This window comes from Rhodococcus sp. BP-261 (assembly GCF_019835205.1).
Classification (GTDB): domain Bacteria; phylum Actinomycetota; class Actinomycetes; order Mycobacteriales; family Mycobacteriaceae; genus Rhodococcoides; species Rhodococcoides kyotonensis_B.
Genome location: NZ_JABUCO010000019.1, coordinates 55,504 through 79,687 on the forward strand (window position 1 = coordinate 55,504; position 24,184 = coordinate 79,687).

Here is a 24,184-nt window from a genome sequence, read left to right on the forward strand (position 1 = left end):
CGTGGAGCAGAGTCTGCACCGCTTCGTGCGGTTGCTCCGGCTGCGCGGCATGAGGATCTCGGTGCCCGAGATGCTCGACGCGATGGAAGCAGCTGCGCAGCCGGGATTGCTCGCCGATCGTCGGCTTCTGCGCGAGGCGCTGCGCGTCGCACTGGTCAAGGATCGCGACTCGGACCCGGTGTTCGAGGAGGTCTTCGACCTGTTCTTCGCGCTGGTGAAGGTGCAGAAGGACGACGGTCAGCGCGGACACGGACACGGTCACGACGACCTGTCCGACGACGGACTGCTCGAATCCTTCACTCTCAGTGAGGAGCCCGGCAACCTCCCCGAGCAGGGGCACGAGCACGGGGCGCCGTCGGACATCCGCGAGTTCTTCGATCCGGACGACCTCGCGACGCAGTACAACCTGCATCAGGAGGCGAACAAGATCGACCTCGCCGCGATGACCGACGAGATCGTGTTCAGCAAGGATTCGACCGACAATCTCGGTCAGGGCGAACGCATCCAGATCGAGACGGATCACCTGAAGGGTGCAGGCGTACCCGGCAAGATCTCGACGTCGACCGGCACCAAGGTCGACGCGGATCTGTCGGTCGCGGAGGAGGATGCACTGTTCGGCTGGCTCGACGACCTACCCGACGACGTGCAAGGTGACGTGCTCGACGAAGCGACGGCGCTGCGTGAACGTCTCGCGGGTGTGTTGGCCAACCTGCCTGCTGCGCTCAAGCATCATCTGGAATCGCTTCTGGCACTGGAGAACACCGTCGTCGAGGGCCGTGAGGACCGCGTCGCGAAGGTCGATCACGTCGGCGAGCACGAGCGGGCCGAACTGGAAGAATCGCTGCGGAGGCTGACCCAATCGCTGCACGGTGCGCTGACACATCGCCGAAAAGCAGGCGCGCGCGGACGCGTCGACTCGGGCCGGACGATGCGTCGAAACATGCGGTACGACGGTGTCCCGTTCCGGCCCGTGACCGTGCAGCGCAGCGAGGACAAACCACGGCTGCTGCTGCTGACCGACGTCAGCCTGTCGGTCCGCGCCACCGCCCGGTTCACCCTCCATCTCGTACATGGCCTGCAGGACTTGGTCAGTCAGGTGCGAACCTTCGCATTCGTCTCCGAACTGGTGGAGATCACCGATCTGTTCGCCGACCACAGCGTCGAACATGCGTTGGGGTTGGTGTTCGGCGGTGACGTGCTCGACGTCGACGGCAACTCCGATCACGGAAATGCGTTCGGGCAGTTCCTCGACGAGCACGGCAACGCCGTGAGTCGTCGTACGACCGTGGTGGTTCTGGCGGACGGACGATCGAACGGTCTCGATCCCAATGTTGAGGCGTTCGCCGAGATCACGCGTCGCGCACGGGAAACGATCTGGCTGACACCCGAACCGCGGTACTCGTGGGGGCTCGGCTCGTGTGACCTGCCGCTCTATGCCGAACATTGCCAGCGGGTGCGCGTCGTGCGGGACCTGACGGGACTGACGAGCACCGCCGATGCGCTCGCGACGGAACAGGTGGGACGATGACGACTCTGGACAGGCCCGCGGCCACCTCGGACCGGCGTGGTCGGTTCACGCGCGACGAGATTCCGCGCCTGGTCGGGATGTTCGTGTTCATCGCCGGTCTGCACGTCGTGGGATGGGGATTGTTCGCGCACTACGACGCCATCCCACGTATTCACGAATTGACCGGCGCCGACGGCACTCTCGTCTACGCAGGTGCCGGAGTGCTCGCCTACACACTCGGGATGCGTCACGCATTCGATGCCGACCACATCGCGGCGATCGACGATACGACGCGATTCCTGTTGCAGAAAGGCAAGCGGCCGTTGGCCGTCGGGCTGTTCTTCTCTCTCGGACATTCGACGGTCGTGTTCGTGTTCGTCGCAGCGATCGCCGTCGTGGCCGCGAAAGCCACTGCGTTCCAAGATGCGTTCGCGGGCGTCGGAGGCATCATCGGCACGCTCGTGTCGGGCGGATTCCTGTTCCTGATCGCGGTGCTCAACTTCGCCGTCCTCGCCGGGATCGTGCGGGTGTGGCGACGGGCGAGGGCAGGGGAGTACTCGGAGGAACACCTCGACGAGTTGCTCGCGAAACGTGGGCTGCTGAACCGAATCTTCCGCGGACGCTACGACCGGTTCATCAAGGACTCCTGGCAGATGTACCCGCTCGGCCTGCTGTTCGGGCTCGGATTCGACACGGCCACCCAGGTCGGACTTCTCGCCGTCGCCGGCACGACGGCGATGGCAGGAGGGTTGCCGCCGCTCGCGATCATCGCGTTGCCCATCATCTTCGCCGCAGGCATGACGACGATGGACACCATCGACGGAATCTTCATGTCCAAGGCGTACGGCTGGGCGTTCGTCACCCCGATCCGAAAGATCTACTACAACATCACGATGACGTCGCTGTCGATCTTCGTCGCCGTCGTCATCGGGTCGGTGCAGCTGCTGTCTCTGCTCGGCGACGAACTCGGGCTGACCGGGCAGCCGTGGGATTTCCTCGCGTCGATCGATCTGAATCTCGCCGGGCAGTTCGTCGTCGGCACGTTCTTCGCCGTGTGGATCGGTGCGTTGGTCTACTACAAGGTCGCGAGAATCGAGTAGTGCGGGACCCTGAATCGGGTAGTAAAGGTTCATGGACGTCACTCTCGACATAGCTCAGGGCCGGTTGCGCGGACAACGTGACGGAGCGGTCACCACGTTCCTCGGAATTCCGTACGCGGAAGCTCCGTTCGGACCGTTGCGCTTCGCGGCGCCGACGGCCCCTCCGACGTGGGAGGGCGTGCGCGACGCGACGACGCTCGGCGCCACCGCACCCAAGATCGGCTACCGGCCGCCGACCAGCGACATCCTCGTCGAGCCGGTCGTGCCCGGCGACGAGTGCCTCAACCTGAACGTCTGGACGCCGGGCACCGAGGAGTCCGGCCTGCCGGTGTTCGTCTGGATCCACGGCGGCGCGTTCGTCAACGGCAGCAACGCCGTGCCGATCTACGACGGTTCGGCGTTCGCCCGCGACGGCGTCGTCGCGGTGGCGATCAACTACCGACTCGGCGCCGACGGGTTCGCACGCATCGAGGGCGCGCCCGCGAACCGGGGTCTGCTGGATCAGGTTGCGGCGCTCGAATGGGTACGCGACAACATTTCGGCGTTCGGAGGTGATCCGGGGAGGGTGACGGTCGCCGGCGAATCGGCCGGGGCCATGAGCGTCGGGACGCTGGTGTCGATGCCGCGTGCGGAAGGGCTGTTCCAGCGCGCAATCCTGCAGAGCGGTGCCGGACACCACGTGATCTCGGAGCCGACGGCGTCCAAGGTGGCGGAAGCACTGGCTCAGGCCGTCGGAGTGGAGCCGACGGTAGAGGGACTGGCGTCCGTCCCGGTCGAGCAGTTCGTGGACGCGCAGCGAGAACTCGGCGATCGAATCTCGGCCGAGGCGCCGACGGGTGCGTGGGGCGAACTCGCGTTCAACGTCATGCCGTTCGAGCCGTACATCGACGGTGACGTGGTGCCGGAGTTGCCGTATGCGCGCATCGCCGGGGGTGCGGGCGTGGACGTCGAAATTCTGATCGGGACCACCAGTGAGGAGTTCGCGTTCTTCCTCGTGCCCGCAGGTGTGACCGGCTACGTGAACGAAGACCGGATTCGGCTGCTGCTCGGCGCGTACGGCGTCGACATCGACACCGCGGTCGACGCCTACCGCGCGCAGCTACCCGACGCCTCTCCCGGCGAGCTGCTGATCGCAGTGATGACGGACTGGTTCTTTCGGATCCCGGCGCTTCGCGTCGTCGAATCGCGGGGCGGGCGGGCGTTCGTCTACGAATTCGCTTGGCGCTCAACGTTGTTCGACGGAAATCTCGGCGCCTGCCACGCGCTCGAGATCCCGTTCGTGTTCGACGTGCTGGGCAAGCCCGAGACCGCGCGCATCACCGGCGCGAACCCTCCGCAGAAACTTGCGGACGAGATGCACCGGGCCTGGGTCGACTTCGTGCGCGACGGTGACCCCGGATGGGTCCGCTACGGCGACGACCGCTCGGTCATGATGTTCGGCGAACAGTCGTCGGTCGTCGACGATCCGCGTCCTTCGACGCGCGAGGTCTGGGCGGGAGTGCGCTGACGCGTCCGTGCGTGGGAATGTACAGCCCGCTACACATTGCCACGCACGTGCGGCGACGTCGCCTATCGTCCTACCCGTGAACCTACCGACCACGTCGTTTCGCCTCGTGCCGATGCGCGCGAGGGATCCGCAGGAGCCGCATCGCGCCGCGAGTTCGTTGGAGCTGTTCTTCGACCTCGTGTTCGTCGTGGCGGTCAGTATCGCCTCGGTCCAGCTGCATCATGCGCTGACCGAGGATCACATCGCGCAGGGGCTCGTCAGCTACCTGATGGTGTTCTTCGCCATCTGGTGGGCGTGGATGAACTTCACCTGGTTCGCGACGTCGTTCGACACCGACGACTGGCTCTACCGAGCGATGACGGTTGTGCAGATGGCGGGCGTGCTCGTGCTGGCGGCAGGTATCGAGCCGGCGTTCACGGACGAGAACTACGCGGTGCTTGTCTTCGGCTACGTGGTCATGCGCATCGCGATGATCGCGCAGTGGCTTCGGGCGTCGAGGTCACCCGATCACAAGACCACTGCGCTGACCTACGCGTTCGGCATCGGCGGCGTCCAGATCCTGTGGATCCTGTGGCTGTTCGTGCCCGGAGGGCCATGGCAGATCGTCTGTTTCGTCGCGCTCGCCGCCGTCGAGGTGTCGATTCCCGTCGTCGCCGAAAGAAACGGTTCGACGCCGTGGCATCCGCACCACATCACCGAACGCTACGGATTGTTCACCCTGATCCTGCTCGGTGAGAGCCTGCTCGCGTCTGCCAACGCCATCATCGAGGCGCTGCACGACGAGACCGCACTCGCTCCGCTCATCTCGATCGCGGTACTGACACTCGTCGTCACGGCCTCGCTGTGGTGGATCTACTTCTGGCCGCCTCATCACCGGGCGATCCGCGGCATCGGCTCCTCGTTGAAGTACGGCTACGTGCACTACTTCGTGTTCGCGGCGGCCGGTGCGTTCTCCGCAGGCATCGAGGTCGAGATCGACGTGCTGACGCACCACAGCGAATTGAACGACGTCGCCGCGTCGTTCACCGTCACGGTGCCGATCGCCGTCTTCGTGCTCGGCGTCTGGTTCCTGGCCATCAGGAACAACGCGGATCGCGTCGTCAATACAGTCGTGCCGGTGGGCGCTGTGCTGGTGCTTCTCGACCCGGTCATTCCGATTCCCATCACCCTGACGGCCGTGGTCATGGTGGTGATGGTGGCTGTGCTGGTAGCGCGAAAGCCTGTCGACGCCTGAACGTGGATCGGCGACCGAGAGAGCTGGGCGCCCGCGTGAGAAACTGGCCGCATGAGTATCGGAACCTTGATTCTGCTCCGCCACGGCGAGAGTGAATGGAACGCATCCAACCAGTTCACCGGGTGGGTCGATGTCCGCCTGACGGAGAAGGGCGAGGCCGAGGGCAAGCGCGCAGGCGAACTGCTCGCAGAATCCGGCGTGCTTCCCGACGTGCTGTACACGTCACTGCTGCGCCGGGCGATCAGCACGGCGAACATCGCGCTCGACGCGGCCGATCGCCACTGGATCCCCGTCGTCCGCGATTGGCGACTCAACGAACGGCACTACGGCGCTCTGCAGGGCCTGAACAAGGCCGAGACCAAGGACAAGTACGGCGACGAGCAGTTCATGCTGTGGCGTCGTAGCTACGACACCCCTCCGCCGCCGATCGAGGCAGGCAGCGAGTACAGCCAGGATGCCGACGTCCGATACTCCGATCTGGACAGCGTCCCACTGACGGAATGCCTGAAGGACGTCGTCGACCGGCTCATTCCGTACTTCGAGGAGACCATCGTCGCCGAGCTGCGCGCGGGCAAGAACGTCCTCGTCGCCGCTCACGGCAACTCGCTTCGCGCACTCGTGAAGTACCTCGACGAGATCTCCGACGCCGATATCGCCGCGCTGAACATTCCGACGGGCATCCCGCTGCAGTACGACTTCGAGGGCGGCGACGGCAAGCTCGTGCCGTCGAACCCGGGTGGCACCTACCTCGACCCCGAGGCCGCAGCCGCCGGCGCTGCCGCCGTCGCGAACCAGGGCGCCAAGTAGCAGGATCCGCTCCGGGAGTCCGTTTCTCCGGAACAGTAGGTGAACGAACGAAGAACATCGTCGACGAGGGCTGTGACGACCAGGAAATGCCTGCACCCTGCGTATGTGAGCTGTCCATCGAACGTACGATTCCGGTGTGAGTGTTGCATCGGCCGTCCTGCTGGCATTGTCTGCAGCGTTCGGTGGATACCTCGTCGGCGGTGTTCTCATCCCGTACATCAACACACGACATTCGGAGCGGCGACGAGCGTCGTCGGGCTTGACGATGTCCCAGGTTCTGGACCTGATCGTGTTGGCGTCGGAGAGCGGGATCGCGGTCGTCGACAAGTTCCACGACGTAGTCCTGTTCAATCCGCGGGCCGAGGAGTTGGGCCTCGTGCGTAATCGCCTCATCGACGATCGGGCATGGGAGGCGGCGCAGAAAGTTCTCGAAGACGGACAGTCCGTCGAGATCGATCTGACCGCCAAAAATCCACGCACCGGACGCGACAGGATCGCCGTCAAAGCCGTCGCACGTCTCCTCAGCAAAGAAGACAGTCGCTTCGTCGTCCTGTTCGCCGACGACGATTCCGAGCAGGTCCGGATGGAGGCGACGCGTCGGGACTTCGTCGCGAACGTCAGCCACGAACTGAAGACGCCCGTCGGCGCGATGAGTCTGCTCGCCGAGGCGCTTCTCGAATCCGCCGACGACCCGGACTCGGTACGCCACTTCGGTGGAAAGGTCGTCGCCGAATCGAAGCGGCTCGGCAACATGGTGACCGAGTTGATCGCGCTGTCCCGGCTGCAAGGGGCGGAGAAGCTGCCGGACCTCGAGGTCGTCGACGTCGACAGCGTCGTGGCCGCCGCGCTCGACCGGTCCAAGCTTGCCGCCGAGAACGCCGGCATCACCGTCACGACCGACCACCCCAGCGGCCTCGAGGTGCTGGGCGATCAGGCGCTGCTGGTGACGGCCCTCGCCAATCTCATCCAGAACGCCATCGCCTACTCGCCCGACGGCTCGCCGGTGTCGGTCAGCCGCGCGCTACGCGGCCAGTCCGTCGCCTTCGCTGTCACCGACCGCGGCATCGGCATCGCTAAGGAAGACCAGGAACGGGTCTTCGAACGATTCTTCCGCGTCGACAAAGCGCGTTCGCGGGCAACCGGCGGGACGGGCCTCGGCCTGGCCATCGCCAAACACGTCGCAGCCAACCACAACGGGAGCATCTCGCTGTGGAGCAAGCTCGGCACCGGATCGACTTTCACCCTTCAGATCCCCGCCTATTTCGAGGAAGACGACCCCGGGTCGACGGAAAGAGAGAAACAGTGACCAACGTGCTGATCGTCGAGGACGAGGAATCGTTGGCCGATCCTTTGGCCTTTCTGCTCCGTAAGGAGGGTTTCGAGGCGACGGTCGCCGGTGACGGACCCTCGGCTCTCGCGGAATTCGATCGTGCGGGCGCCGACATCGTTCTGCTCGACCTCATGCTTCCCGGTATGAGCGGTACCGACGTGTGCAAGCAGCTGCGTGCACGGTCGGGTGTTCCGGTGATCATGGTGACGGCGCGGGACAGCGAAATCGACAAGGTCGTCGGTCTCGAACTCGGCGCCGACGACTACGTCACCAAGCCGTATTCGGCTCGCGAGCTGATCGCGCGGATTCGTGCCGTACTGCGACGCGGCAGTGACGCCGACATCGACGGCGCGGCCGACACCGGCGTGCTCGAAGCAGGTCCGGTGCGCATGGACGTCGAACGGCATGTGGTGATGGTCGACAACGAGCAGATCACGTTGCCGCTGAAGGAATTCGACCTGCTGGAGTACCTGTTGCGTAACTCCGGCCGCGTACTGACGCGTGGCCAGTTGATCGATCGGGTGTGGGGCGCGGACTACGTCGGCGACACCAAGACCCTCGACGTGCACGTCAAGCGTCTGCGATCGAAGATCGAATCGGATCCGGCCAAGCCCGAGCATCTCGTCACGGTCCGCGGTCTGGGCTACAAGCTCGAGGGGTAGGCGCCTTCGGCGCACGTGCACGAAAATGCATAGAGGGCTATGTATTTTCGTGCACCTGGGGACCGAGTCGCCCTTCCGTAAGGTTTAAGATTCAAGTATTGCAATCGACGAATACTACGGAAGAAGCGTTGCCATGAAAGCCCTGCAGTACCGCACCATCGGATCCCGCCCCGAACTCGTCGAGATCGACACGCCCACCCCGTCGGCGTCGGAGATTCTGCTCCGCGTCACGGCCGCGGGCGCTTGCCACTCGGACGAGTTCATCATGGGTGTCTCCGAGGAGGAGTACTACTTCAAGCCCCTGCCGCTGACGCTCGGCCACGAGGTTGCAGGCGTCGTCGAGGCAGTGGGTGACGGCGTCACCGGCGTCGAGGTCGGCGAGTCGGTGCTGGTCTACGGGCCGTGGGGATGTGGCCGCTGCTACCAGTGCGCACAGGGCAACGAGATGAACTGCGAGAAGGGGATGCGCGCGCCCGGCATCTTCAGCGACGGTGGCATGGCCGAGTACATGATCGTCGACGACGCCCGCCACCTCGTCCCGCTGGGTGACCTCGACCCTGTCACCAGCGTGTCCCTGACCGACGCGGGCCTGACGCCCTACCGCGCAGTCAAGTCGGTGCTGCCGAAGCTGACGCCGGGAACGACGGCCGTCGTCATCGGTGCGGGTGGTCTCGGGCACGTCGCGATCCAGATTCTGAAGGCCCTGACGCAGGCGACCGTCGTCGCGCTGGATCTCGGTGACGAGCAGCTCGAATTCGCGAAGAAGGTCGGAGCCGACCACACGTTCAAGTCCGAGCCCGCAGCGGCCGACTCGGTCAAGGACATCACTCGCGGACTCGGCGCGGACGTCGTGTTCGACTTCGTCGGCATTCAGCCGACGGCCGACCTCGCGGCAGGAATGGTCGCGATGGCCGGACACGTCGTCGTGATCGGTGTCGCGAGTGGTGCGGTGAAGATCGGACAGCGCACGGTTCCGCTCGACGTCACCGGCCGAGCCATCAACTGGGGTTCGCGGGCAGAGCTCATCGAGGTGGTCGAGCTCGCCAAGCGCGGTGCGATCCAGATCCACGTCGAGAAGTACTCGCTCGACGAGGCACCGCAGGCGTACGAGAACCTGCACGCGGGCAGGATCCGTGGCCGCGCGGTGATCGTGCCCTGACAGCCCTACGTGCGTGGGAATGTATAGCCCGCTATGTATTTTCGCGCACGTGGGCCGAAGGCCCCTACTTCGTCCGCTGCGCCTCACGCGTCGCCGGGTGCACGGCGATGAGCCCGAGTCCGCGACGACGCCTGCACAGCGACGCCAACTCGTCGTACGCCGCCTTACCGAGCAGTTCGGTCAGCTCGGGCTCGTACGACTCGAACACCTGCTTGCTGCCGACGTGCGCGTCGGGGGAGCCGGAGCAGTACCACGCCAGGTCGTGTCCACCCTCGCCCCAGCCGCGACGGTCGTACTCGCCGATCGTCGTCTTCAGGATCTCGGTGCCGTCGGGACGCGTTTCCCAGTCCTGGGTGCGACGGATGGGGAGCTGCCAGCAGACGTCGGGCTTCACCGTCAGCGGCTCGATGCCCTTCCTCAACGCCATCGAGTGCAGCGCGCAGCCGATTCCACCGGCGAATCCCGGCCGGTTCTGGAAGATGCACGCGCCCTTGTAGCGCCGGGTGCGCAGCGATTCCTCGTCGTTCAGGTCGTCGTACTCGACGTAGCCCTTCTTGCCCAGGCCCTTCTCCATGAACTGCCAGTCCTCGGCGGTGAGCAACTTCACCGACTCGTCCAGCTTCTTCTTGTCGTCGTCGTCGGACAGGAACGCGCCGTGCGAACAGCATCCGTCGTCGGGGCGGCCCGCGACGGTTCCCTGGCAGGCGGGTGTGCCGAACACGCAAGTCCAGTTCGACAGCAGCCACGTCAGGTCCGCCGCGATGATGTGTTCGGAGTTGTCCGGGTCGGGGAATTCCACCCACTCGCGGGGAAAATCCAGATCGACTTCTGCAGCAAAGGTCGGCTGCTTGCTACCTGCTGTCACAAGTGACGACGCTAGACCCAGTACCGTGGTTGTGTGCGATTAGGGGTGCTCGACGTCGGAAGCAACACCGTGCATCTACTGGTGGTGGATGCACATCGTGGTGGGCACCCCACTCCGATGAGTTCGTCGAAGGCGACGCTCCGACTCTCGGAGAACACCGACGCCGACGGCAACATCACCGCGGCCGGTGCAGAACGCCTGGTGAACGAGGTAGGCGACTTCGCAGCGATCGCCGAGAAGTCCGGGTGCGAAGAGTTGATGGCGTTCGCCACCTCCGCGGTCCGCGACGCACACAACTGCGACGTCGTCCTCGCCCGCGTGAAGAACGAGACGGGCGTCGATCTGCAGACGCTGTCCGGCGTCGACGAGGCTCGTCTCACGTTCCTCGCGGTTCGACGCTGGTTCGGGTGGAGCGCAGGACGCATTCTGAACATCGACATCGGTGGCGGCTCGCTCGAACTGACGTCGGGGAGCGACGAGGATCCGGACGTCGCGTTCTCGCTGCCGCTCGGTGCAGGCCGTCTGACAAGAGATTGGCTCGTCGCCGACCCGCCCGGCAAGCGGCGCGTCGCCGTTCTGCGTGACTGGCTCGACGCGGAACTCGCGACACCGGCCAAGGAGCTGCTCGGCGCAGGCGAGCCCGACCGCGTGGTCGCGACGTCGAAGACCTTCCGTTCGCTCGCGCGGTTGACGGGTGCGGCACCGTCGGCGGCAGGCCCGCGGGTGCCGCGGACGTTGACGGCGAACGGTCTCAGGCAACTCATAGCGTTCATATCGCGGATGACCGCGGCGGACCGTGCAGAATTGGAAGGAGTCAGCGCCGACCGCTCACCGCAATTGGTGGCCGGGGCGCTCGTAGCAGAGGCGGGCATGCGGGCTTTGTCGATCGATACGATCGAGATCTGTCCGTGGGCGCTCAGGGAAGGTTTGATTTTGCGGAAGCTGGACACCGAAACGGACGGCGATCTGGTGGTGAGCACGACGTGACCGAGAACAACACGAACCCGGAGGACACCGGGCAGATTTCCGTCGCCGAACTCCTCGCGCGTAACGGGCAGAAGGGCAACTTCAGCACGGGCGGCCGACGTCGGCGCGGTGTGAAGGGCGGCATCTCGGTCGCCGAACTCACCGGCGAGATCCCCGTCGTCCGCGACGAACCGACCGCGGGTGAGGCCCCCGTCATCACGCCGGAGCCCGAGGCGGCCCCGAAGCCGACGCCGGCAGTCTCCAAGGCGGCTCAGTTCAAGCCTGCCGAGTCCAAGCCGTCCGAACCCAAGCGCGCGCAGCCCGAGCCGGAACTGCTGTCCGGTTCGACCACCGCCGCAGGCGACCTGATGAACAAGGCGCACGACGAGAACGAGCGACGGCCGTACGGGTCCGTCCCGTCTCAGCGACCGGTTCCGATCACGTCGCGCTCGCGGTCCACTGGGTTCGTCCAGCGCAACCGATCCGATCGATCCGAGCGTGACGCCGAGCCCAAGACCGACGTCACGGCCAGGACCGACGGGACGTCGGAAACCCAGGCCCGGCCGAAACCGGCCGTCGCGCAGAAGCCCGTCGTCGCGCCGAAGCCCGCTGTCGCGCCGAAGCCCGCTGTCGCGCCGAAGCCCGAGGTCGCTTCGACGCCCGAGGCGAAGGCCGACACCACGTCGACGACGGCGAAGCCGGTCACTCGCGCGATGCCTGCGGTCGAGCGTCCCGCGGACGACGTCGACAAGGACGACGTCGACAAGGACGAGAAGCCGCAGCTCGAGAAGAAGCCCTCGCGCACCTCCGATTCCGACGACGCGGCCACCGAGATCACCGATGCGGTCACGGACGATTCCGGCGACTCCGACGTCCCCACGACCCCGGCCAAGAAGGACGCCGCCAAGCAGTGGCTCGTTCTCGCGGGTCAGGGTGTCGTCGCGATCGTCGTCGGCGCGCTGCTGTTCAAGGGCTTCGAGAAGCTGTGGGACATGCTTCCGTGGGTCGCACTGATCCTGGCGGTGCTGGTGATCGTCGGACTGGTCGCCGTCGTGCGCATTCTGCGACGGACGGACGACATGATCAGCATGGTCATCGCAATCGCGGTCGGGGTGTTCGTGACGCTCGGGCCGCTCGCGTTCCAACTGAGTACCGGCTGACAAGGCGTCATGAGCGCGCCTGAGGTTGCCGTCGGACTGTCCACCGCTTCGGTGTATCCGCAGAACACCGAGGCTGCGTTCCGGTTCGCCGCCGAACTCGGCTACGACGGCATCGAGCTGATGGTGTGGGCCGAGTCGATCAGCCAGGACGTCGAAGGCGTCGCCGCGTTGTCGCGGAAGTACGGGGTGCCCGTGCAGGCGATTCATGCGCCCTGCCTGCTGATCTCGCAGCGCGTGTGGGGCTCGGATCCGGTGGCGAAGCTCGAGCGATCGGTGCAGGCGGCAGAGAAGTTGGGCGCTGCCACCGTCGTCGTGCACCCGCCGTTCCGATGGCAGAAGCGCTACGCCGACGGCTTCTCCGACCAGGTCGCGGATCTCGAGATGGGTTCCGACGTCATCGTGGCGGTCGAGAACATGTTCCCGATGCGTGCCGACCGCTTCTTCGGCCGCAAGGAAGGATCGGCGGCTCGGCTGCGGAAACGTGGCGGGCCCGGCGCGGCGTTGTCGGCGTTCGCCCCGTCGTACGATCCGACCGATTCCGGTCACGCCCACTACACGCTCGATCTGTCGCACACCGCGACCGCGGGCGCCGACGCGGTCGACCTCATGAACCGCATGGGCGTCGGCCTCGCGCATCTGCATCTGGCCGACGGGCGTGGTGCGTCGATCGACGAACATCTGATTCCGGGGCACGGTGAGCAGCCGTGCGTCGAGGTGTGTACCGAGCTGATGCGACGCGGCTTCCGCGGTCAGGCCGTCGTCGAGATCAACACCCAGAACGCGAGGACGCTGCAGGAACGGTCGTCGATGCTCGGCCAGGCCCTGGCCTTCGCGCGCCGTCACCTGCGCTGATCGATCCGGAGGCCATGCGTTAGGGTCGTTGGATAGTTCAAGTATCCAACTGGTGGGAAGGGTTCTCGTGCGCGTGTCGGAGCTGGTGGCCACCTCGGGTGTCCCGCTGGCCACGGTGAAGTACTACCTTCGCGAAGGCCTGCTGATGCCGGGGAAGTCGACGAGTGCCACGCAGTCGACGTACGGCGACGAGCACGTGGAGCGGCTCGCGTTGATCAAGGCGCTGGCCGGCGCCGGACTCTCGATCGATCGAATCGGGACAGTGCTGCGCCTGATCGAGCACCCGAAGGCGTCTCTGTTCGAGACGTTGGGACGCGCAATCGCCGAACTGCCGCCCTACGACGTCGACGTCCCCGACTACCCACGAGCGAAGGCGGCGTTGGAGAAGCTGGGACAGGTCTACGACCCCAGATTCGTCGCGGTCGCCCAGCTCGAACGGGCGCTCCGGGCGGCCGAGGAAGTCGGCATTGCGATGACCGACGAGCGTCTCGAGGTGTACGGACGCCATATCCGCGGTATCGCCGACTACGACCTCTCGCTCATGCCGGACTCCGTGGAAGCCGCCGTCGAATACGCGGTGATCGGAACGGCCGTCTACGAACCCGTCATCACGGCGCTGCGGCGCCTCGCCCATCACGACATCGCCTCGGCACTCGAAAGGCCAGAACAATGACCAGCCCGTTCCGAACCGCAACGACGGTCACGACGATCGACCTCGGCGACACCGAGGGCACGTTCGCCGCGGTGATCGACTCCACCTGGACGATCGGTCCCAAAGTGCACGGCGGTACGTTGCTCGCCACCTGCGCCGCCGCAGCCAAGGCCCAACTCGCCGACGACGACCTACAGCCGCTCGCGGTCAGCGCCAGCTATCTGAACGCGCCCGATCCGGGTGGCGTCGACCTGGCGACGATCGTCCGCAAGCGCGGCAAGCAGGTCAGCCACGTCGACGTCGAGCTGAGCCAGGGCGGACGCGTCGCCGTCCGGGCCGTCGTCACGCTGGGACGTCCGGACACCGACGCGCCGCGCCACGAGGTGGCGTCGTCGCTCGCGTCGATGCCCGCGGAGCCGCCTGCCGAGACCCAGGCGATCGGTGGTGACCATCCGATGGCGTCGATCGTGCACCTCGCGCAGGGCTGCGAGATGCGGATCGATCCGTCGTCCGCCCATTTCTTGACAGGCCAGCAAGGCGAGCCGGAGGTCCGGATGTGGGTACGTCCGCGTCCCGACGACGAGGCAGACGTCGACACAGCGGTGCTGTTCGCGCTCATGACGGGCGACATCTGCGCACCGGTCACGATGAACCGCGGCATGTTCGGATGGGCGCCGACGGTTCAGCTGACGGCCTATCTGCGGCGATCTCCCGCGCCCGGGTGGCTGCGAGTGGCCGCGAGCAGCACGGTCATCGGCGGGACGTGGTTCGAGGAAGATCACCTCGTCCTGGATTCGACGGGCGCCGTCGTCGTGCAGAGCAGGCAGCTGGCGATGGTCCCGCGATAGGGCGCCTTCGGCGCCGAAATCGGGTCGTTCCTGCAGGCTCCACTCCCGCCGAAATCGGGTCGTTCCTGCAGGCTCCACTCCCGCCGTGCGCGGATAGTCGGAACAGAGACCAACTACCCACGCACGGGTGGCGCAGCCACATCGTGGCAGGCTTACGGCCATGACGAGAATTGCAGTAATCGGAGGTGGCCGGATCGGCGAGGCGCTGATCGCGGGTCTCCTCGAATCGGGTCACGCGGTTCGTGACCTGGTGGTGGCCGAGAAGTTCGAGGCGCGGGCCGCAGAGCTGGCGTCGACGTACGGAATCCTGACGACCACCATCTCCGAGGCGTCGGAGAACGCCGACGTGATCGTGCTGGCCGTCAAGCCGGGCGACGCCGAGGCCGTCGTCACCGAGATCGCGAAGACCGACCTGGACGGCGAACGTGAGCAGCTGATCGTGTCGCTGATCGCCGGTGTTCCGACCGTCAAGTTCGAGCCGAAGCTCCCTGCCGGTTTCCCCGTCATCCGTGTCATGCCGAACACGCCGATGCTCGTCGGCGAGGGCGTCAGCGTCCTGGCACCCGGGCGCTACGCGAAGGCCGAGCATCTGGAACTCGTCCGCGGCATTCTGTCGTCCGTGGGCAAGGTCGTCACCGTCAAGGAGAACCAGCTCGACGCCGTCACCGCGGTGTCCGGCTCGGGGCCGGCCTATTTCTTCCTGGTCGCCGAAGCCATGATCGACGCCGGTGTCGGTCTCGGGCTGACGCGCGACGTCGCGTCGGCGCTGGTGGTTCAGACGATGGTCGGATCGGCGGCAATGCTCGATCGTTCGGACGAAACGCCGACAGAACTTCGATATGCCGTCACTTCGCCCGGTGGCACGACGGCTGCTGCAGTCCGAAAATTGGAGCAAGGTGGCCTCCGAGCTGCATTTTTCGATGCTCTGGGCGCTGCGAACGACCGGGCCACTGAGATGGGCATCACACCCGAATAGAAATTCTCTTACCGACACCCGTCGCAGTAACCCCACGAGTCACGTTAAGCTCACGGGTAGCACGTGCGTGTCTGTTCGGCAGGAGGGGAAGCCTGCCGCGCGAGACGTGCCGGAGGTATGTGGATTGATGGCGCCTGCAAACAAGCCGTCCAAGGTTTCGTCCTCGGATGGTCAGCCAGCCGTAGCTGGAACGCAATTCCTCACGGTCGCCGAGGTGGCGACGCTGATGAGGGTGTCCAAGATGACTGTGTACCGGCTGGTGCACAGCGGAGAACTGCCTGCAGTTCGAGTAGGTCGGTCGTTCCGTGTTCACGCGAAGGCGGTACACGACTACCTCGAGACGTCGTACTTCGACGCGGGCTGACGGAGAACAGCGGCTTACGGGCGGAAGTCGGGCCGGTTTCGTGGATCGATGGATCCACCGGTAAGATCGACATCCGTCGTGCCAGTCGCTGCCGTTGCAACGGGCCGCGAACAACGAGGCCCGAGCGCCAGCTCGGTGAATCGACGGCTTCGCCGGCAACTTGTCGTGTCAGACAGGGTGCCGGGGGAGTTCGAGGCGCCAGGTAGGCGTACGCAACTTCGCGTGCGCGAAACGCAAGAGAAGAACGTGAGGGATACCCGCCATGGGTTCAGTGATCAAGAAGCGTCGCAAGCGCATGTCGAAGAAGAAGCACCGCAAGCTGCTTCGTCGTACCCGAGTGCAGCGCAGGAAACTCGGTAAGTAAAGCTTCGCCGAAGAGCCCGTCACCGTCCGGTGACGGGCTCTTTTGTTTTCGCAGAAGCTCTGCGGTCAGGTTGTCCGCACATACATTCTTCCTGCACAGGGTGCCTTTTCGTGAGCGCTCGCATCTTCTCGGTATTCCAGTAGGCTGCTGAGAGTGGAGCCTGCGGGAGGACCCGCGTAGGGCAGACTGCGGCCAGGGACGGGGGTGTCGGTGAACTCGATCGACCGCGGCGTGGCAGCGCCGAAAGTGGCTCTCGTCACGGGGGCGAGCCGGTTCCTGGGTGGATATCTCGTCACGCGTCTCGCGCAGAATCCGTCGATCGAACGAGTCATCGCCGTCGACGCCCGGTCACCGAGCAAGGATCTGCTGCGACGCATGGGTCGGGCGGAATTCGTTCGTGCGGACATCCGTAACCCGCTCATCGGAAAGGTCATCCGCAACGCGTCCGTCGACACCGTCGTGCACGCGGCGACCATCACCAAGCCGCCCAAGTCCGGCGGCCGCGCCACGATGAAGGATCTCAACGTCATCGGCGCGATGCAGTTGTTCGCGGTATGTCAGAAGTCGCCGACGGTGCAGAAGGTCGTGCTTCGGTCGTCGTCGTCCGTGTACGGATGCAGCGCCAAGGACCCGGCCAAGTTCACCGAGGAAATGAGTGCCAGGCGCCCACCGAAGGGTGCGTTCGCCCGCGACACGATCGACATCGAGGGCTATCTCCGCGGTCTGGGTCGTCGTCGCCCCGACATCGCCGTGTCGATCCTGCGGATGGCGCCGCTGATCGGGCCGAGGCTCAACGGAACCATCTCGCGATACATGACGTCACCCGTCATTCCGAGCATCATCGGGCGCGACGCGCGCATGCAGCTGTTGCACGAGGAAGACGCGCTCGCGGCGCTCGAGCGGGCCACGGTCAGCGGTCCCGCAGGCACCTTCAACGTCGGCGCGGACGGCACGATCATGCTGTCGCAGGCAATCCGTCGCGCAGGACGCATCGAAGTGCCCGTGCCGTTCGCGTTGTTCAAGAGCGTGGGTCGCGCACTGATGGGCGGGATGATGCGCGAGTTCACGACCGAGCAACTCGACTATTTCCACTTCGGCTGTGGGCTCGACACGACGCGTATGCGGTCGGACCTCGGTTTCGAGCCGCGGTGGACCACGGTTCAAGCGTTCGACGACTTCGTCCGGGGCGCCGCACTACGGCCCGTACTGGGAGTCGACTGGGTCGACACGGTGGAGAAACGGTTGCTCGCGGCTGTCGAGACGGGGGCAGACGTATCACGGAGAGCTTTGGCCACAACGGATTCAGGACGGGAAGGGTGACGGACGTGGCCAAAGTGATTCCACTGCACGGCGGTGGGTCGGGGCGTTCCGTGCGTCCCGCCGGCCACGCCGATCAGGGCCGCAGCAGGCATCCGTCGTCGTACACCGAGCCGTCGCCGCCCACCCCGCTGATCACGCCGACGACGGCACTGCCGATGCCCACCGAGGCGCCGGAGCCGTCGCCGGTCGACGCCGTCAAGGACAAACTGGTCGAGCAGATCGCGGGCACCGCCGAGTTCGTCCGCCGACGGCTGGCCGGTGAGTACTCGGTCGACGAGTTCGGATACGACCCGCACTTCGCCGACGCGGTCTGGCTTCCCTTGCTGCGGCCGCTGTTCGACAAGTGGTTCCGCGTCGAGATCAAGGGCATCGAGAACATCCCCGACGACGGCGGTGCGCTCGTCGTCGCCAACCATGCCGGTGTCATTCCCATCGACGCGCTCATGGCGTCCGTCGCCGTCCGAGACCATCACCCGCAGCGTCGCCCGTTGCGAATGTTGGCCGCGGACATGGCATTCGAGATGCCGGGCGTCGGGACCATCGCGCGCAAGGCGGGCCACACGCTCGCGTGCAATCCCGATGCGGAACGACTGCTGCGGATGGGTGAGGTCGCCGCGGTGTTCCCGGAGGGCTTCAAGGGAATCGGCAAGCCGTTCAGCGAGCGATACAAGCTGCAACGCTTCGGGCGCGGTGGATTCGTCTCGGCCGCACTACGTGCAGGTGCTCCGATCGTGCCGTGCTCGATCGTCGGCTCCGAGGAGATCTATCCCAAGATCGGTGACATCGCCCCGCTCGCGCGGTTGATGGGTATGCCGTATTTCCCGGTCACGCCGTTCTTCCCGCACCTCGGTCCGCTCGGGCTGATTCCGCTGCCGTCGAAGTGGTACATCGAGTTCGGCAAGCCGATCCCGACCGACGCGTACGACGCCCAGGCGTCGGAAGATCCGATGGTGTTGTTCGAGCTCACCGACCACGTGCGCGAGACCATCCAGCACACCCTGTACCGGCTGCTCGCCAAGCGCAGAAACGTGTTCTTGGGCTGAGCAGTAGTGTTCTCCGAATGCTCATTCGCGACACCGTGACCGAAGACCTTCCGTCGATCCTCGAGATCCACAACGACGCCATCAGAAACACGACGGCGATCTGGGACGAGACGGAAGTCGGTCTCGACGACCGGATGGAGTGGCTCGACGGTCGACTTCGCGCCGGCTACCCCGTCCTGACGGCGGTGATCGACGGCCGGGTCGCCGGATACGCGTCGTACGCGCAGTGGCGGCCCAAGAGCGGCTACCGGCTCACGATGGAGCATTCGGTCTACGTGCAGGGCGACTTTCACCGGCGAGGCGTCGCGAGTGCGTTGATGACGGAGCTGATCGCACGTGCTCGTGGCGGGGGAGTGCATGTGCTCGTCGGCGTCATCGAATCGCTCAACTCGACGTCCATCGCACTGCACGAGAAGTTCGGCTTCGTGACCGTCGGGCAGATGCCGCAGGTCGGCGTCAAATTCGACCGGTGGCTGGATCTGACGCTGATGCAGTTGACGCTCTAGGCGGCTTTCCGCCGACCCAGGACTGCCGCGAGCCCGCCGCCGACCGCGCCGAGAGCCAGCGCCGTCGGGACGCCGATCTTCGCTGCCTTGCGACCGGTGCGGAAGTCGCGAATCTCCCAGCCGCGGTTCTTCGCCAGCTCGCGCAGGTCGGCGTCGGGATTGACGGCGACGGCAGTTCCGACGAGGGACAACATCGGCACGTCGTTGTGGCTGTCCGAGTACGCCGTGCACCGTTTGAGATTGAGGCCCTCGCGGATGGCCAGCGTGCGGACCGCATGCGCTTTGCCGAGCCCGTGCAGGATGTCGCCGACGAGCCGACCCGTGAAGATGCCGTCCTTGCTCTCGGCGACGGTACCCAACGCACCCGTCAGGCCGAGACGCTCGGCGATGATCTGTGCGAGTTCGAGCGGGGTCGCCGTCACGAGCCAGACCTGCTGGCCTGCGTCGAGGTGCATCTGGGCGAGCGCTGCGGTGCCAGGCCAGATCTTGTCGGCGATGAGCTCGTCGTAGATTTCCTCGCCGAGTCGCGCGAGTTCGGCGGTCGACCGGCCCGTGATGAACGACAGAGCCTTCTCGCGGCCGCTCGCGACGTCGTCGCTGTTCTCCTTGCCGCTCACTCTGAATTTGATTTGCTGCCAAGCGAATTGGGCCAGGTCGCCACTGGTGAAGTACTTGCGCGCTGCAAGGCCACGGGCGAAATGGATGATCGACGCACCCTGGACCATCGTGTTGTCGACGTCGAAGAACGCCGCGGCGGTCAGGTCGAGGGGAACGGTGTTGCCGCCCTCGATCTGCAACGCGATGGCGGCGTCGGCGCTGGCCTCACCTGCGACGCTGGCGCGAACCTGCGCGTCGGTCGGACCGAGCGGATTACGAAAGCGACGTTTGCGCCGTTTGTCGGTCTCCGGGTCGGACGTCTCGAGCATGTCGGCGTCCGGCACGTCGGACACAGGCAGGTCGAGTTCGGCAGCCGTCTCGGGTGACGCGGCGTCGGACTCGGTTGCCTTGGACGTGTCGGCATCGGACGAATCGGTGCCAGGCGTCTCGGAACCCCCGTCGATCATCTTCGGCGTACCTCCCTGCTCGAGCGCTACCCACAACCCTAGACCGTGGGACCGTCACCGACCGAGCGTCCTGCAGGCGGATGACGTGCCACGGAGGGCAGGATGCGGTGTGACGTTCGTCTCGAGCGGCGCCGGTGAAACAGTAGGGGCATGGAATCCGAACGCACGTCCGTGGTCCTTCTCACCCGCGCGGGCTGCTACACCTGCGCCGACGCTCTCGGTGTTCTGACCGCGTTGTGCGCCGAGCACGGGCTGACCGTCGACATGATCGACGTCGACGAGGCTGCGGCGACCAGGCCTGACCTGCGCGCCGAGTACGGAGACCGCGTTCCCGTCGTCCTTCTCGACGGCCGTGAGCACAGTTACTGGGAGGTTGACGAGCCCCGATTGCGCGCCGATCTGGTTGCGCGAGGACACCCTAAGAAGGTGTGATTGCTCTCGCTTTGCAGGTGAGGGCACCTCTAGCACGGATCCAGCGACTTTGTTCATTCGTTCACAAGCAGTTACCGTGGTTGAGGCGCAGGAGGGATTCCTGCGAGTTCAGCGGGGAACGAACCCTGCCGAACGCCACCATGAGCATCAGCAGGATCAGCGTGAAGAACGGCGTCGCGGCCGTTCGGACGAGGAGCCAGGAACGTGACCCGAGAGCGCCCGGTTGTGCCGGCCCCGGTCGAGCGATCCGTCGGTTCCGAACGCGTCATCCCCCAGGCTACGGTGACCCGATTGGCGACCTACTTGCGGGTCCTCGGAATCCTCGCCGACGACGGCGTTCTCATCGTTTCCAGCGAGGAACTCGCCAACGCCGCGGGCGTGGGATCGGCGAAACTGCGCAAGGACCTGTCCTTCCTCGGACCCAACGGCGTGCGCGGAGTCGGATACGACGTCATGCGCCTACGCGCCAAGATCGAGAGCGCCCTCGGACTCGACCGCGGCCACAAGGTCGTCCTCGTCGGAGTCGGCAATCTCGGACAGGCCCTCGCGCGGTACGGCGGATTCGGCCGTCGCGGCTTCTCGATGGTCGGACTGTTCGACGTCGATCCGGCCCGCGTCGGCTTGGACATCGATGGCCTGCAGGTCAGGCACGTCGACACTCTCGAGGTCGGATGCCGTGAGCTCGAGGCCACCATCGGAGTCATCGCGACGCCGGACGACGCAGCCCAGGCCGTCGCGTCGGCGTTCGTCGCCGGCGGAGTCGAGTGCATCCTCAGCTTCTCTCCGGTGGAACTCGACGTCCCGGACCGTGTGGAAGTACGACGCGTCGACCTGGCCGTCGAGATGCAGGTCCTGTCGTTCAACAGCTCCCGCAGGGAAGCTGCCCACGGCGCACCGGATCTACCCACGACGCCTCGGTTGGGACGTAGCCGGGGCCCGAGAGTGTCGCCGGGCGGTCTGCCCGGAGCCGGAGTTGCGGCCGGCGTCATCAGTTCCCCAGGTTCTACCAGCAGTAACACAAGAAATGGATCGGTGATTGCACCGTGAGTGTCCTTCTCGTCGGGATTTCGCACCGTAGCGCTCCCGTCGCAGTCCTCGAGCGTGTCGCGATCACGGACACGGACCGTCCCAAGCTGACCGACAAGCTCATGGCCGGCGGAAACATCTCCGAGGTCATGGTGGTCTCGACGTGCAACCGCGTCGAGATCTACGCAGTGGTCGACGCGTTCCACGGGGCACTCGCCTCGGTCGGCGAGATTCTCGCCGAACACTCCGGACTGCAGGTCCCCGAGCTCACCAAGCACGCGTACGTGCGCTACAGCGAAGCCGCCGTCGAGCACCTGTTCGCGGTGGCCAGCGGCCTGGACTCCATGGTCATCGGCGAACAGCAGATTCTCGGCCAGATCCGGACGGCGTATGCCGCGTCGGACAGCCAGCAGGCGTCGGGACGCGTGTTGCACGAGCTCGCGCAGCAGGCGTTGCGGGTCGGCAAGCGGGTCCATTCGGAGACGGGCATCGACTCGGCGGGTGCGTCGGTCGTCTCGGTGGCGCTCGATCGCGCTGCCGCCCTGTTCGACGGGTCCCTCGCCGGCCGCACGGCCGTCGTCCTCGGTGCGGGTGCGATGGGCGGACTGGCCGTCGCGCACTTGGGACGCGCCGGAATCGGTCGTCTGATCGTCGTCAATCGCACCCGCGTGCGTGCCGACCACCTCGCCGAGACCGCGACGTCCGCGGGAGTGTCGGCCGTGGCCATGGACCTCGACGAGCTGCCTGCCGCGCTGGCCGACGCGGACGTTCTCGTCACCTGTACCGGCGCGGTCGGCGCCGTCGTCTCGCTGGCGGACGCGCACCTCGCGCTCGCACAGCGTGAACCGGGCCGAACGCTCGCCATCTGCGATCTCGGGCTGCCTCGCGACGTCGACCATTCCGTCGCCGGACTGCCCGGCGTCGACATCTTCGACATGGAGTCGCTGCAGCGCGACCCTGCGGCAGGAGCTGCGTCCACCGACGCGGCCGCGGCCCGCGAGATCGTCTCCTCCGAGCTGTCCGGATACCTTGCGGGCCAGCGTCTGGCCGAGGTCACTCCGACCGTCACCGCTCTGCGCCAGCGCGCCGCCGAGGTCGTCGAAGGCGAACTCCTGCGCCTCGAGTCGCGCCTGCCCGGCCTCGACTCGCCGCAGCGCGACGAGGTCGCCAGGACGGTGCGACGCGTCGTCGACAAGCTTCTGCACTCGCCCACCGTGCGGGTCAAGCAGCTCGCGACCACCCCCGGCGGCGACTCGTACGCCGCGGCACTGCGTGAGCTGTTCGAGCTCAGCCCAGGAACGGTCGAGGCTGTCGCCAGCCCGATCGAGATCAACGGAATGGAACTCGTGGACGACTTCACCGCCAGCCGTACCGATGCCCGGAAGGGACAGTCGGAGTGACCGGGACGGGGCAGGAGTGGAGCCTGCGGAATGACCAGGAAAGCAAGCGAGTAGTACGGGTCGGAACGCGAGGAAGCCTGCTCGCGACGACGCAGGCCGAGACGGTGCGGCAGGGCTTGATCGCCGCAGGCCTCGACGCGGAGCTGGTCATCGTCAAGACGGCAGGGGATCTGTCGGCGGCACCGGTTCAGGAGATCGGCGTCGGTGTGTTCACCGCGGCGCTGCGTGAGGCGTTGACGGACGGCAAGGTCGACGTCGCCGTGCACTCCTACAAGGACCTGCCGACGGCACCCGACGAGCGCTTCGTCATCGCCGCGATTCCGCCGCGCGAAGATCCCCGCGACGCACTCGTCGCACGCGACGGGCTCGTACTGGGAGAACTGCCGACCGGCGCGAAGGTCGGAACGTCGGCACCGCGTCGAGCAGCGCAGTTGCGCGCACTCGGCCAGGGACTCGACATCCTCCCGCTGCGCGGCAACCTCGACACCCGCATCGGCAAGGTCGCGTCCGGCGAGCTCGACGCCGTCGTCGTCGCCCGTGCCGGGCTGTCCCGCATCGGCAGGCTGGACGTCGTCACCGAATCGCTCGATCCGGTGCAGCTGCTTCCGGCGCCCGCACAGGGTGCGCTCGCCGTCGAATGCCGTGCGGGAGACACCGAACTCGCCGAAGCCATCGGCACGCTCGACGATCCGAACACCCGCGCGGCCGTGCTGGCCGAGCGGGGACTACTCGCCGAACTCGAAGCAGGCTGTACCGCCCCCGTCGGTGCGATCGCCGAGGTCGTCGAATCCATCGACGAGGACGGACGCGTGTTCGACGAACTGTCGGTTCGCGGTTGCGTCGCGGCGATCGACGGCAGCGACACCATCAGGGCCTCGATCGTCGGATCGACTCACAATGCCGAGGAACTCGGCCGTGACCTGGCCCGCGAGCTGCTCGATCTCGGCGCACGCGACCTCGTCGACGTCACCGAGCCCGCCGCATCCGGAGGAACACCGCATGTCTAGGTCGATCACTGCACCCACACGCGGACGTGCCAA

General features: G+C 66.0%; 25 protein-coding genes. 23 read left to right on the forward strand and 2 right to left on the reverse strand.

The window, feature by feature from the left end; translation table 11 throughout:
* The first annotated feature begins 1 nt into the window (after nt 1).
* The 8 genes from HQ354_RS18980 (at nt 2) to HQ354_RS19015 (ending at nt 9,306) form a co-directional block, all read left to right on the forward strand.
* Complete coding sequence (locus HQ354_RS18980) at nt 2–1,528, forward strand: VWA domain-containing protein (protein ID WP_068427395.1); 1,527 nt, start codon at nt 2–4, stop codon at nt 1,526–1,528.
* Nucleotides 1,525–2,607: a HoxN/HupN/NixA family nickel/cobalt transporter gene (locus HQ354_RS18985; protein ID WP_068427397.1), complete on the forward strand. Its 1,083-nt coding sequence runs from the start codon at nt 1,525–1,527 to the stop codon at nt 2,605–2,607. The genes HQ354_RS18980 and HQ354_RS18985 overlap by 4 nt, the downstream gene beginning before the upstream one ends.
* A gap of 31 nt (nt 2,608–2,638) precedes the next feature.
* Nucleotides 2,639–4,114 (forward strand): carboxylesterase/lipase family protein, encoded by a 1,476-nt coding sequence (locus HQ354_RS18990; protein WP_222635358.1) that lies wholly within the window; start codon nt 2,639–2,641, stop codon nt 4,112–4,114.
* A 112-nt stretch (nt 4,115–4,226) separates the two neighbouring features.
* On the forward strand, nt 4,227–5,348 hold the full coding sequence (locus HQ354_RS18995; protein ID WP_167676594.1) for a low temperature requirement protein A: 1,122 nt from the start codon (nt 4,227–4,229) through the stop codon (nt 5,346–5,348).
* Between the two features lie 51 nt (nt 5,349–5,399).
* Nucleotides 5,400–6,155 (forward strand): phosphoglyceromutase, encoded by a 756-nt coding sequence (locus HQ354_RS19000; protein WP_167676537.1) that lies wholly within the window; start codon nt 5,400–5,402, stop codon nt 6,153–6,155.
* 136 nt (nt 6,156–6,291) lie between these two features.
* The gene (locus tag HQ354_RS19005; protein WP_068427401.1) at nt 6,292–7,461 is read left to right on the forward strand and encodes a cell wall metabolism sensor histidine kinase WalK; all 1,170 of its coding nucleotides are present in this window, start codon (nt 6,292–6,294) and stop codon (nt 7,459–7,461) included.
* Nucleotides 7,458–8,147, forward strand: a complete 690-nt coding sequence (locus HQ354_RS19010; protein WP_068427402.1) for a response regulator transcription factor — start codon at nt 7,458–7,460, stop codon at nt 8,145–8,147. The genes HQ354_RS19005 and HQ354_RS19010 overlap by 4 nt, the downstream gene beginning before the upstream one ends.
* 133 nt (nt 8,148–8,280) lie before the next feature.
* Entirely contained in the window at nt 8,281–9,306 is a 1,026-nt protein-coding gene (locus HQ354_RS19015; RefSeq protein WP_068427403.1) for an NAD(P)-dependent alcohol dehydrogenase, read from the forward strand.
* Between the two features lie 64 nt (nt 9,307–9,370).
* On the opposite strand, the gene HQ354_RS19020 is transcribed toward HQ354_RS19015, so the two are convergent.
* On the reverse strand, nt 9,371–10,171 hold the full coding sequence (locus tag HQ354_RS19020; protein ID WP_068427404.1) for a hypothetical protein: 801 nt from the start codon (nt 10,169–10,171) through the stop codon (nt 9,371–9,373).
* Between the two features lie 33 nt (nt 10,172–10,204).
* Here HQ354_RS19020 and HQ354_RS19025 point away from each other — a divergent pair, with 33 nt between their 5' ends.
* The 11 genes from HQ354_RS19025 to HQ354_RS19075 all read left to right on the forward strand — a co-directional run bounded on the left by HQ354_RS19025 (nt 10,205) and on the right by HQ354_RS19075 (nt 19,222).
* Complete coding sequence (locus HQ354_RS19025) at nt 10,205–11,158, forward strand: Ppx/GppA phosphatase family protein (protein ID WP_068427406.1); 954 nt, start codon at nt 10,205–10,207, stop codon at nt 11,156–11,158.
* Nucleotides 11,155–12,297 carry a hypothetical protein gene (locus HQ354_RS19030; RefSeq protein WP_167676536.1) on the forward strand — a complete coding sequence of 381 codons (1,143 nt, stop codon included), beginning with the start codon at nt 11,155–11,157 and terminating at the stop codon, nt 12,295–12,297. Before HQ354_RS19025 ends, HQ354_RS19030 begins: the two co-directional genes overlap by 4 nt.
* Before the next feature lie 9 nt (nt 12,298–12,306).
* The gene (locus HQ354_RS19035; protein ID WP_167676535.1) at nt 12,307–13,149 is read left to right on the forward strand and encodes a sugar phosphate isomerase/epimerase; all 843 of its coding nucleotides are present in this window, start codon (nt 12,307–12,309) and stop codon (nt 13,147–13,149) included.
* 67 nt (nt 13,150–13,216) lie between these two features.
* On the forward strand, nt 13,217–13,822 hold the full coding sequence (locus HQ354_RS19040) for a MerR family transcriptional regulator (protein ID WP_167676593.1): 606 nt from the start codon (nt 13,217–13,219) through the stop codon (nt 13,820–13,822).
* On the forward strand, nt 13,819–14,649 hold the full coding sequence (locus tag HQ354_RS19045; RefSeq protein WP_068427413.1) for a thioesterase family protein: 831 nt from the start codon (nt 13,819–13,821) through the stop codon (nt 14,647–14,649). Before HQ354_RS19040 ends, HQ354_RS19045 begins: the two co-directional genes overlap by 4 nt.
* Nucleotides 14,650–14,809: 160 nt before the next feature.
* A complete protein-coding gene (gene proC, locus HQ354_RS19050) occupies nt 14,810–15,625 on the forward strand; it encodes a pyrroline-5-carboxylate reductase (RefSeq protein ID WP_068427415.1) in 816 nt (271 codons plus the stop codon).
* A 127-nt stretch (nt 15,626–15,752) separates the two neighbouring features.
* The gene (locus tag HQ354_RS19055; RefSeq protein WP_068427418.1) at nt 15,753–15,989 is read left to right on the forward strand and encodes a helix-turn-helix domain-containing protein; all 237 of its coding nucleotides are present in this window, start codon (nt 15,753–15,755) and stop codon (nt 15,987–15,989) included.
* A gap of 262 nt (nt 15,990–16,251) precedes the next feature.
* Nucleotides 16,252–16,353: a 30S ribosomal protein bS22 gene (locus HQ354_RS19060; RefSeq protein WP_003402602.1), complete on the forward strand. Its 102-nt coding sequence runs from the start codon at nt 16,252–16,254 to the stop codon at nt 16,351–16,353.
* Nucleotides 16,354–16,563: 210 nt separating this feature from the next.
* The gene (locus HQ354_RS19065; protein ID WP_068427485.1) at nt 16,564–17,673 is read left to right on the forward strand and encodes an NAD-dependent epimerase/dehydratase family protein; all 1,110 of its coding nucleotides are present in this window, start codon (nt 16,564–16,566) and stop codon (nt 17,671–17,673) included.
* A complete protein-coding gene (locus HQ354_RS19070) occupies nt 17,670–18,716 on the forward strand; it encodes a lysophospholipid acyltransferase family protein (RefSeq protein WP_068427420.1) in 1,047 nt (348 codons plus the stop codon). The genes HQ354_RS19065 and HQ354_RS19070 overlap by 4 nt, the downstream gene beginning before the upstream one ends.
* A 17-nt stretch (nt 18,717–18,733) precedes the next feature.
* The gene (locus HQ354_RS19075; protein ID WP_068427422.1) at nt 18,734–19,222 is read left to right on the forward strand and encodes a GNAT family N-acetyltransferase; all 489 of its coding nucleotides are present in this window, start codon (nt 18,734–18,736) and stop codon (nt 19,220–19,222) included.
* Here the strand turns inward: HQ354_RS19075 and HQ354_RS19080 are convergent.
* Nucleotides 19,219–20,148: an HAD family phosphatase gene (locus tag HQ354_RS19080; protein ID WP_068427487.1), complete on the reverse strand. Its 930-nt coding sequence runs from the start codon at nt 20,146–20,148 to the stop codon at nt 19,219–19,221. The two genes, HQ354_RS19075 and HQ354_RS19080, sit on opposite strands and share 4 nt — an antisense overlap.
* Before the next feature lie 288 nt (nt 20,149–20,436).
* On the opposite strand from HQ354_RS19080, the gene HQ354_RS19085 reads away from it, so the two are divergent.
* The 4 genes from HQ354_RS19085 to hemC all read left to right on the forward strand — a co-directional run bounded on the left by HQ354_RS19085 (nt 20,437) and on the right by hemC (nt 24,151).
* Complete coding sequence (locus tag HQ354_RS19085; protein ID WP_068427423.1) at nt 20,437–20,718, forward strand: glutaredoxin family protein; 282 nt, start codon at nt 20,437–20,439, stop codon at nt 20,716–20,718.
* Between the two features lie 204 nt (nt 20,719–20,922).
* The gene (locus HQ354_RS19090) at nt 20,923–21,765 is read left to right on the forward strand and encodes a redox-sensing transcriptional repressor Rex (protein WP_068427424.1); all 843 of its coding nucleotides are present in this window, start codon (nt 20,923–20,925) and stop codon (nt 21,763–21,765) included.
* The gene (locus tag HQ354_RS19095; protein WP_068427427.1) at nt 21,762–23,144 is read left to right on the forward strand and encodes a glutamyl-tRNA reductase; all 1,383 of its coding nucleotides are present in this window, start codon (nt 21,762–21,764) and stop codon (nt 23,142–23,144) included. The genes HQ354_RS19090 and HQ354_RS19095 overlap by 4 nt, the downstream gene beginning before the upstream one ends.
* Nucleotides 23,141–24,151: a hydroxymethylbilane synthase gene (gene hemC, locus HQ354_RS19100; RefSeq protein ID WP_254303544.1), complete on the forward strand. Its 1,011-nt coding sequence runs from the start codon at nt 23,141–23,143 to the stop codon at nt 24,149–24,151. The genes HQ354_RS19095 and hemC overlap by 4 nt, the downstream gene beginning before the upstream one ends.
* The last annotated feature ends 33 nt before the right edge of the window (nt 24,152–24,184 follow it).

Excerpts from the sequence above, each read along its gene's own strand:
- HQ354_RS18985 (WP_068427397.1), top strand. The coding sequence starts at position 1,525 with ATGACGACTCTGGACAGGCCCGCGGCCACCTCGGACCGGCGTGGTCGG.
- HQ354_RS18990 (WP_222635358.1), top strand. The coding sequence starts at position 2,639 with ATGGACGTCACTCTCGACATAGCTCAGGGCCGGTTGCGCGGACAACGT.
- HQ354_RS18995 (WP_167676594.1), top strand. The coding sequence starts at position 4,227 with ATGCGCGCGAGGGATCCGCAGGAGCCGCATCGCGCCGCGAGTTCGTTG.
- HQ354_RS19000 (WP_167676537.1), top strand. The coding sequence starts at position 5,400 with ATGAGTATCGGAACCTTGATTCTGCTCCGCCACGGCGAGAGTGAATGG.
- HQ354_RS19015 (WP_068427403.1), top strand. The coding sequence starts at position 8,281 with ATGAAAGCCCTGCAGTACCGCACCATCGGATCCCGCCCCGAACTCGTC.
- HQ354_RS19035 (WP_167676535.1), top strand. The coding sequence starts at position 12,307 with ATGAGCGCGCCTGAGGTTGCCGTCGGACTGTCCACCGCTTCGGTGTAT.
- HQ354_RS19045 (WP_068427413.1), top strand. The coding sequence starts at position 13,819 with ATGACCAGCCCGTTCCGAACCGCAACGACGGTCACGACGATCGACCTC.
- proC (WP_068427415.1), top strand. The coding sequence starts at position 14,810 with ATGACGAGAATTGCAGTAATCGGAGGTGGCCGGATCGGCGAGGCGCTG.
- HQ354_RS19055 (WP_068427418.1), top strand. The coding sequence starts at position 15,753 with ATGGCGCCTGCAAACAAGCCGTCCAAGGTTTCGTCCTCGGATGGTCAG.
- HQ354_RS19060 (WP_003402602.1), top strand. The coding sequence starts at position 16,252 with ATGGGTTCAGTGATCAAGAAGCGTCGCAAGCGCATGTCGAAGAAGAAG.
- HQ354_RS19075 (WP_068427422.1), top strand. The coding sequence starts at position 18,734 with ATGCTCATTCGCGACACCGTGACCGAAGACCTTCCGTCGATCCTCGAG.
- HQ354_RS19080 (WP_068427487.1), bottom strand. The coding sequence starts at position 20,148 with ATGCTCGAGACGTCCGACCCGGAGACCGACAAACGGCGCAAACGTCGC.
- HQ354_RS19085 (WP_068427423.1), top strand. The coding sequence starts at position 20,437 with ATGGAATCCGAACGCACGTCCGTGGTCCTTCTCACCCGCGCGGGCTGC.